The sequence below is a fragment of the Petrocella sp. genome, assembly GCF_059865615.1.
The window spans coordinates 22,510-30,398 of record NZ_JCBCDA010000107.1 but is presented as its reverse complement, the minus strand read 5'-3'; the positions used below and the strand labels follow the sequence as shown (position 1 = coordinate 30,398).

8 protein-coding genes are annotated in these 7,889 nt (G+C 35.5%); 2 read left to right on the top strand and 6 right to left on the bottom strand.

Annotated features, from left to right (window positions below; translation table 11 throughout):
* Positions 1–48: 48 nt before the first annotated feature.
* The 6 genes from AC6F8J_RS11750 to AC6F8J_RS11725 form a co-directional block, all read right to left on the bottom strand.
* Positions 49–876 carry an ATP-binding cassette domain-containing protein gene (locus tag AC6F8J_RS11750; protein ID WP_500723521.1) on the bottom strand — a complete coding sequence of 276 codons (828 nt, stop codon included), beginning with the start codon at positions 874–876 and terminating at the stop codon, positions 49–51.
* Positions 876–1,754 (bottom strand): glycine betaine ABC transporter substrate-binding protein, encoded by an 879-nt coding sequence (locus AC6F8J_RS11745; RefSeq protein ID WP_500723520.1) that lies wholly within the window; start codon positions 1,752–1,754, stop codon positions 876–878. Before AC6F8J_RS11745 ends, AC6F8J_RS11750 begins: the two co-directional genes overlap by 1 nt.
* Before the next feature lie 139 nt (positions 1,755–1,893).
* The gene (locus AC6F8J_RS11740; protein WP_500723519.1) at positions 1,894–2,565 is read right to left on the bottom strand and encodes an ABC transporter permease subunit; all 672 of its coding nucleotides are present in this window, start codon (positions 2,563–2,565) and stop codon (positions 1,894–1,896) included.
* 186 nt (positions 2,566–2,751) lie between these two features.
* Positions 2,752–3,867: an FAD-dependent oxidoreductase gene (locus tag AC6F8J_RS11735; protein WP_500723518.1), complete on the bottom strand. Its 1,116-nt coding sequence runs from the start codon at positions 3,865–3,867 to the stop codon at positions 2,752–2,754.
* Positions 3,868–4,015: 148 nt separating this feature from the next.
* Positions 4,016–4,702, bottom strand: coding sequence for a VTT domain-containing protein (locus tag AC6F8J_RS11730; protein ID WP_500723517.1), 687 nt, complete (start codon positions 4,700–4,702; stop codon positions 4,016–4,018).
* 48 nt (positions 4,703–4,750) lie between these two features.
* Positions 4,751–5,401 (bottom strand): redoxin domain-containing protein, encoded by a 651-nt coding sequence (locus tag AC6F8J_RS11725; protein WP_500723516.1) that lies wholly within the window; start codon positions 5,399–5,401, stop codon positions 4,751–4,753.
* A gap of 174 nt (positions 5,402–5,575) precedes the next feature.
* Here AC6F8J_RS11725 and AC6F8J_RS11720 point away from each other — a divergent pair, with 174 nt between their 5' ends.
* The gene (locus AC6F8J_RS11720) at positions 5,576–6,265 is read left to right on the top strand and encodes a helix-turn-helix domain-containing protein (protein ID WP_500723515.1); all 690 of its coding nucleotides are present in this window, start codon (positions 5,576–5,578) and stop codon (positions 6,263–6,265) included.
* The gene (locus AC6F8J_RS11715) at positions 6,255–7,676 is read left to right on the top strand and encodes an FAD-dependent oxidoreductase (RefSeq protein ID WP_500723514.1); all 1,422 of its coding nucleotides are present in this window, start codon (positions 6,255–6,257) and stop codon (positions 7,674–7,676) included. The genes AC6F8J_RS11720 and AC6F8J_RS11715 overlap by 11 nt, the downstream gene beginning before the upstream one ends.
* Positions 7,677–7,889 lie beyond the last annotated feature (213 nt).

The following is a 7,889-nucleotide window of genomic DNA, read 5'->3' as shown; positions in this document are numbered from 1 at the left end:
GTTATATTATTTTTTTTCATACAATCTCCTCATAGTATGAACCCATATTTAGCTTTCTAGCTTATGATATAGATTCTCAATACTTTCTTCTTTTGTAAGAATACGTTTATAAAGATCCCTTAAAATACTTTTATCTAATGTTGCCTGAAATCCTTTTATACCAAAAAATTCTTTTACAAAATCACTTGCAGGATTAAAAATAAGATCTTCTTTTGTTCCAACTTGCTCAACTTTACCTCTATTGATTAGAACAATCGTCGAACCCAGTTTGATTGCTTCCTGAATATCATGGGTAACAAAAAGAATTGTTTTCTTGAGTTTATTATGAATGTTTAGAATCTCATCTTGCAAGGCCGTTCTGGCTATTTCATCTACAGCTCCAAAAGGTTCATCCATTAATATGATTTTCGGATTTGCCGCAAGCGCTCTAGCGACACCCACTCTTTGTTTTTGTCCTCCACTTAATTCTCTTGGATATCGGTTTAGATGATCTATTGATAAGCCAACAAGTTCAATAAGTTCCTCCGCTCGACCTCTTCGAAGTCTTTTATCTGATTTTGTAATATTAAGTACATAGTTGATATTATCCTCAATATTGAGATGCGGTAATAACCCTATTTGCTGAATCACATAACCGATACTTCTTCTAAGCCTTATCGTATCCCATTCTTGAATATCTTTATAATCAACCGTGATGGAACCGCTATTGTAATCAATAAGTTTGTTTACCATCTTAAGTAAGGTTGTTTTGCCACAGCCTGAAGGTCCAAGAATTGTGACAAACTCGCCTTCTGGTATAGACAGACTCAAGTTATCAATAACCATCTCAGATGAATTATAAGATTTCGTTACATTTTCAAATTCAATAAATCCCATTAATTGAGCCCTTTCTCCTCCAAGAAGTCTACTGCCACCACTTTCGGATCCATATTTTCTATTTCAACTAAATAATTGAGATTAGTCATCTCCTCATTATTGATTTGACCATCTAGTTTGGCAAGTACCGCTTCAAGTTCAGGGTACTTCTTCATGGTCTCTTCTCGAATGAGTGTTGCCGCAAAGTAGGATGGGAAAAAGTTCTGATCATCCTCGAGCACCCTTAAATCATATTGCTTCAATCGACCATCTGTTGAGAAAATATTAATAACATCCACTTGGTCCGAACCAATACCTTCGTATTTCAGTCCAATATCTAGCTCTGTTTTTTTATCAAATTCGAAACCATAGGTCGCTTCCAGTCCCGGAAATCCATCTTCTCTTTCATAAAAATCATACTCTGCACCTATATTTAGACTTGAACTTACCTTTGCTAAGTCTGAGTAGGTACGAATATCAAGTTCTTCTGCCCGTTGTTCTTTTATCGCAAGACCATAAGTATCATTAAATCCATATAACTTAGACCAAATAATACCATATTCTTCTTGATATCGGTCTTTTACAGCCTCATATAATTCAGTTGGATCATTTATGAGTTCTTCTTTTAAGACAAAAAGCCATCCTGTACCGGTATATTCCGGATAGATATCTATTTCCCCGCTTACCATACCGGGATGAATATTGGAAGTACCGCCACCTATACCCATCTTTTGTTCTACGATAATGTCAGTGTTGTTTTCAATTAAATACGTTAACATCTCAACCAAGATGTATTGTTCCGTCATTGGTTTACTGGCAATAACTACCTTTTTTTCTTCCTTAGCACAACCGGTAATAAGTATTAATACCATTAAAATAGCTATCCATGTTTTTTTCATATTTTACCTCCTACAATTTTGTTAGCAATTTCTTTTTTCTTTATACCTGGTTAAGGTGTCAAAACTAAGTTTCACTAAGTTCACAAACAATATATAGATTACGTTGATGCATTCATAACTATATATTGTTTGTGAAAGATTAACTATCTAGTTTTGACACTTTAACCATACCTAGTATCCTAAACTTCATCTTGTTTTCAACCAGTTCCATAACTAAGTCAGTTAATATGGCAAGCGTGGCAACTAGAAGACTACCTGCAATTGTCATCTCAGGAAAATTCGTCGTAATACCTCGCCAAATAGCTACACCCAGTCCCCCTGCACCGATAAAAGATGCAATACCACCCAAAGCAATTGTCATAATCACCATCGTTCTAAAACCAGCGAATATGAAAGGAAGTGCAAGAGGTAATTGGACTTTTGTAAGTAACTGGATTTCTGTACTACCCATCCCAACAGCCGCTTCAACAACTTGATCATCGACTTCATTGATGCCTACATAAGTGTTTCGAATAATAGGTAATATGCCATAAACAACAAGTGCAATAATTGCACTCTTATTACCGATTCCTGTGATAATAACCAGAAAACCAAAAAGAGCAATCGATGGAATCGTATACATAAAATTGGTAACCGTAAGGACAACCGTTGCAAAAACCTTATTCCTCGTCATATAGATGCCCATACTAAGTCCAATCAAAGTAATATAGAATATCGCAATAAGCGATAAGGATATATGTTGAAGCAACAACTCAAAAAAGAAGTCCCAGCGTTCCACATATAATTTAATAACATTTAAAATAACCGCCAAATAATCATCCTTCCCTCGAACAACATTTATTACTAACCTTAATTAACATTCTACTTTTAAATAATCTGTCTTTTGTCTTTTTTTCTTATATATATAATACCATAATCAGACGTCTTTGAATGTAATATTTATTACGTAAAGAGTTAAGCTTTCTAAGAATCTATAGACCCGTTGACTTTTTAGCTACTATTGATAGCGATTAATAAATCTCCGATCAATCCAATCCTTTAAATACCAAGGCCATTTACCTGTGAATACCACTTTATTATAGGACAAAATGCCCTTACGATTACCAAGACTTACTATGGAAAGATACTTTTTTTGTGGTGTATATTTTTTTAATAGGTCACCGCGTGCTTTTCGTTTGATATTTTCCCATAAGATCGGAGCTTCTTTGATAGCATAAACCCCTATTTTACTTACATAATCGTACTCAGTAAAAGCTATACAATCTCCTGCACCAAAGATGTCTGGATAATCCTTGTTTTGTAGATAACTATTCACAAACATATACCCCCGCTCATCAACGTCAAAGCCTGATTGTCCATACAGTGGGTGTGCTACAGATCCTGCTGCCACAATGAGAATATCATACGAAATACGCTTCTTTGACTTCAGCAACAACTCCTCTTTTTCAATCTTATGCACGCGTTCATTTTGTAGCACTTGAATATTGGCTCCCTTAAGCGCAATCTTCATTTTTGATTTCACTTTTTCAGGATAACCTTTTAAAATGCCATTTCCTGAATCAATCATTAGAATCTGTATATTTTTATTCATTTGAAGTGCTAATCTATGCATCGCCAATGCCATTTCAGTTCCTGCTGCACCTGCCCCAATAATCACTACTTTAAACAATGATTGCTCCACTTCTTGAATTACTTTTTTCAAATGTATCAAATGCTGCAATGGTTTCACAAAATGTGAAAACTCATTTGCACCAGGAATCTGTTTGCCTGCCACATCTGATCCCGTATCAAGAGAAAGTATATCATATGTATATGTCACGCCATTTTTTGTCACAATTGTTCTATCCTTCGGTTGTATTGAAATCACTTCATCTTCTATATAGGTTACCCCGCTTTTTTTGCAAAGTTTCATTAAATCCACAGAAAATTCTTTTTCGCTGTAGAGCCCTTCCAAATACGATGATGCCATGCCTGAATAATACTGTTTCTTCCCTGCTGAAATAAGGAAGACTTGGTAGTTCTTTAACTGATTCGTCCTCATCCTTTTTATCAAATAAAGATGTGCATGACCACCTCCCACTAAAATCAAAGTTTTTGCATACGTTTCATTCATAAACCCACCTTCTTACTTGTTTTTCTATAATCGCAGACGTCCATATTAGGCGTATTCTACTGACTTTACTTAGCTTAGTACCAATTGTCAACTTAACGTTATTAAATACTGTACTTTATGTCACTTTTAAAGACTCACTGTCTAAAAACTAATTTCTTATAATAAACTTTTTAATTTTCAAATAAAGGACATAAACAATAACGCCCATAAATATTAACCAAAATACTTGCTTAGAATATTGGCTATATTCTAAAATTTGATTACCTAGAAGTACATATGCAATTGTCCCTGGAATCATCCCAACCCCAGTGGCCACAATAAATTGCCATGCTTTTATCGTACTAAGTCCTGCTGCATAGCTTAGAAAATCAAAAGAAACAAAAGGAATTAGCCTCCCTATAAACACAACTTTCATGCCATGGTTCCGACTTATTTCGTTCACCTTTTTCATCAATCCTTCGTTTTTTTCAAAGCGCTTCACAAAATCTTCCCCAAGCACACGCGCTAAATAAAATGTACCAGCAGCGCCTAGCATCGCACCAACCCAAGAAATCAATGTACCTCCAAGAATACCAAAAACTATCCCATTTGCTCCCGTAATCAAGAAAGAAGGAATTGGAGCTATAAATGCCTGCAAAATCATAAGTAGCACGCTAATTATAGGTGCACCTAAGCCAAAACTTCGAATCAAAGCTACAACATCCTCTACAGAACCTTCCGACAACATTTTTGCAATATTTAGGAGTTCATTCATGTTCCAATAGGCTATAATTCCTACAGTAATAATAATCCCTATACCAATATATTTCTTATATCCTCTAATCGTATCAAACATCGTTAATCACCTCTTTTTATTTCAACCGCTAGCGCCCTAATAAAGATCTCACTTAAGTAGTTCCAGTATAGAAATAATATCAATGGGTTCCATTCTTTTTTTATAGTCTGCATCAATGAAGGCATAGCAGATTAAGCCTTGCTGATTAATAATAAAAGTAGCTGCAAATGGTAGTCGCCAACTGCCATCCCCATTTAACATTTCTAAATCAAGGCCTAATGTTTTATAAGCCTTTTGTAAATATTCCGGCAAGGCATAAACAATATTGTATTTTTTTGATACCGTTAAATCCGTGTCACTTAATACCTGAAAAGACAATTGATGTTTTTCTATTATACTCAGGGAATCATCTGGTTTCTGAGGACTGATCGCAATCAATTTGGCTCCTAATGCTTCAATTTTCATCAAAATATTCTGATAGGCTTTTAATTGAAGATTACAGTACGGGCACCATGCGCCTCTGTAAAAAGTTAAGACTACTGGTCCTTCCTCTAATACTAATTGCAGTTCAACTTCATCCCCCAGATGGTTTTTAAGGGTAAAGTTCGGTGCCATGTGGCCCGCTTTAATACCCATTATTTTTTCCGATTGATTAAGTTCTTTAATTGCTTTATCAAATATCTCCTGTATTTCTTCAGGAAGTTTTTTTTTTGAGGTCTTAATAAGTGCTTCAATCTGATTACCTAAGTTATTTTCCATAGTTGTATCCTTCTTTCTTACATACAGATTTGAATATGAGCTGTTTATGAGTAGCCTAATAAACATATCTTATCCCATTGAATCTTTTTAATATGTAAGCAATCTAACAATCATAATAATATATTTGTGTTATAATTAATTCAAGTATATAGAAATGATAATAAGGAGCGTTCAATGGAAAAATTATGGTACTTATCCCAAATAAAATTGTTTAATCACTTAACAAAAGATGATATGGGGCAAATCAACAACATGACACATATGTCCACCATACCCAAAAACACAATAATACAGACACCTTTTGGTCAACCAAAAGGTTTGTATATTATTAAAGAAGGTAAATTGCGTTTATACAACTTAAATTCTGAAGGTAAGCAATATACCCTTGGTATCATTGGTCATGGTAATACTTTCGGAAATACTTCATTGTTCTCTCTCGGAACACAAAATATCTATATAGAAACACTTGAAGATACTTTGATTTGCTTGTTCGATCCTAAACAGCTAGAAGATTATTTACTGGCCCGTCCACAGCTTTTAATGAACATACTTGGACACCTAAGCCAGAAGATTGAAGAACAAAATAAAATGCTTGAACAGCTCGCGCTCTATGATATTAAACAACGCACACTTTACTGGCTTAAAAAGTTGGCCAATGATTTCGGCCTTGATACAGGTGAATATGTAACCATTGATTTACCCTTAAGTCATCAAGAACTTGCGAACATGATTGGTTCCACAAGAGAATCCGTTTCATTAATTTTATCTGAACTGTCCCAAGAGGGCATTATCCTCTCGGGTCGATTGAAAATAAGCATTAGCAAATCAAAGCTAGCAATGGAGGATGGCATATATGAAATATGATTATGATTTAGTCGTTATTGGGGCTGGGAGTGGAGGATTAGTCGTAGCTTCAGGTTCTGCATCATTAGGCGCAAAAGTTCTACTTATTGAAAGCGAAAAAATGGGAGGCGATTGTCTTAATTCCGGTTGTGTACCTAGTAAGAGTTTCTTAAAAGGGGCTCATCTAGCAAAAGATGTTAAAGGTGCTGATCTTTTTGGACTTGATCTTCAGCTCAATGAAGTTCTTATCGAAAAACTGATGGGCAGAGTTCAAGATGTCATTTCATCCATTAAACCCCATGATTCTGTAGAGCGTTATGAAGGACTTGGTGTCGAAGTTATTCTTGGTCATGGGGAGCTTGTAGACCCTCACCACGTAAAAGTAGGTGAAAAAGTCTTCTATACAAAAAATATTGTAATTTCAAGTGGTTCAAAACCTTATACCCCACCTATCAAAGGGCTAGACCAAGTTCCCTACTTAACAAATCGCAATATCTTTAATTTGACCACACAGCCAAAGCACCTCATCGTTCTTGGTGGTGGACCTATCGGGCTTGAGTTGGGTCAAGGATTTAGACACCTTGGTTCAGAGGTTACAATCATCGACCAAAACCCACACTTATTCGTCAAAGATGAACCTGAAGTGGGACCATTAATGGAAGATATACTGATCCAAGATGGTGTTAGTTTATATCTGGAAACTAAAATCATTGAAGTTCAGAAAAACAATGCACAGATCAGCGTTATCGTAGAAAAAAAAGGTCAAAAAGAAGAAGTCGTAGGAGATGCACTCTTAGTATCACTTGGGAGATCTCCCGTTACAGATGGCTTAGGCCTTGAGAAAGTTGGTATTAAAGTAAATCAACGGGGTTACATCATCACCAACAATAAACTTCAAACGAATTTCAAAAATATCTATGCTTGTGGTGATGTTACTGGACCTTTTCAATTCACCCACATGGCTAGTTATCAAGCTGGGATTGTAATCCGCAATAGCATCTTTCACCTAGGTGCGAAGTTAGATTACTCTGCTGTTCCTTGGACAACCTATACAAAACCGGAAGTTGCCCACGTAGGACATACAGAACTCACGGCTAAAAAATCTGATTTTTTCAAAAAATCAATTCTTGTACCTCTTGGCGAAAATGATCGTGCGAGAGCTGAAAATGATATAGATGGCTTCTTAAAGCTAATTATTAGTAAGAATAATAAACTCATTGGAGCCACCCTTGTAGGTGAAAAAGCTGGCGAAATGATTCCGGTTGCAACTTTGGCCATTCGTCAAAAACTCAAGGTCGGTGCTTTTTTAGATCTGATATTCTCCTATCCGACTGAAGCAGAAATCTTTAAAACTGCAGCTCTTAAGTCGCTTAAAGATTCTGTCAAGCCATGGCAATCAAAAATTATTAAGTCTCTTTTTTTACGGCACTAAACCTCTTTGTTCAGCTAGATAGTTTTATCATCTTAAGCAACTGTCTAATATTACACATTCCACTTGCAATATTAGATAGAAAAGGTAAAGCACTTTCATGATCCCAGTTGACTTTTAAGGGCAAATAATTTAAACTGGTCTCAAAATATAATTCACTGCTTTACATGACATTTGTCTCACCCTAGATACAATATTATTACTTAAATCGAAGAC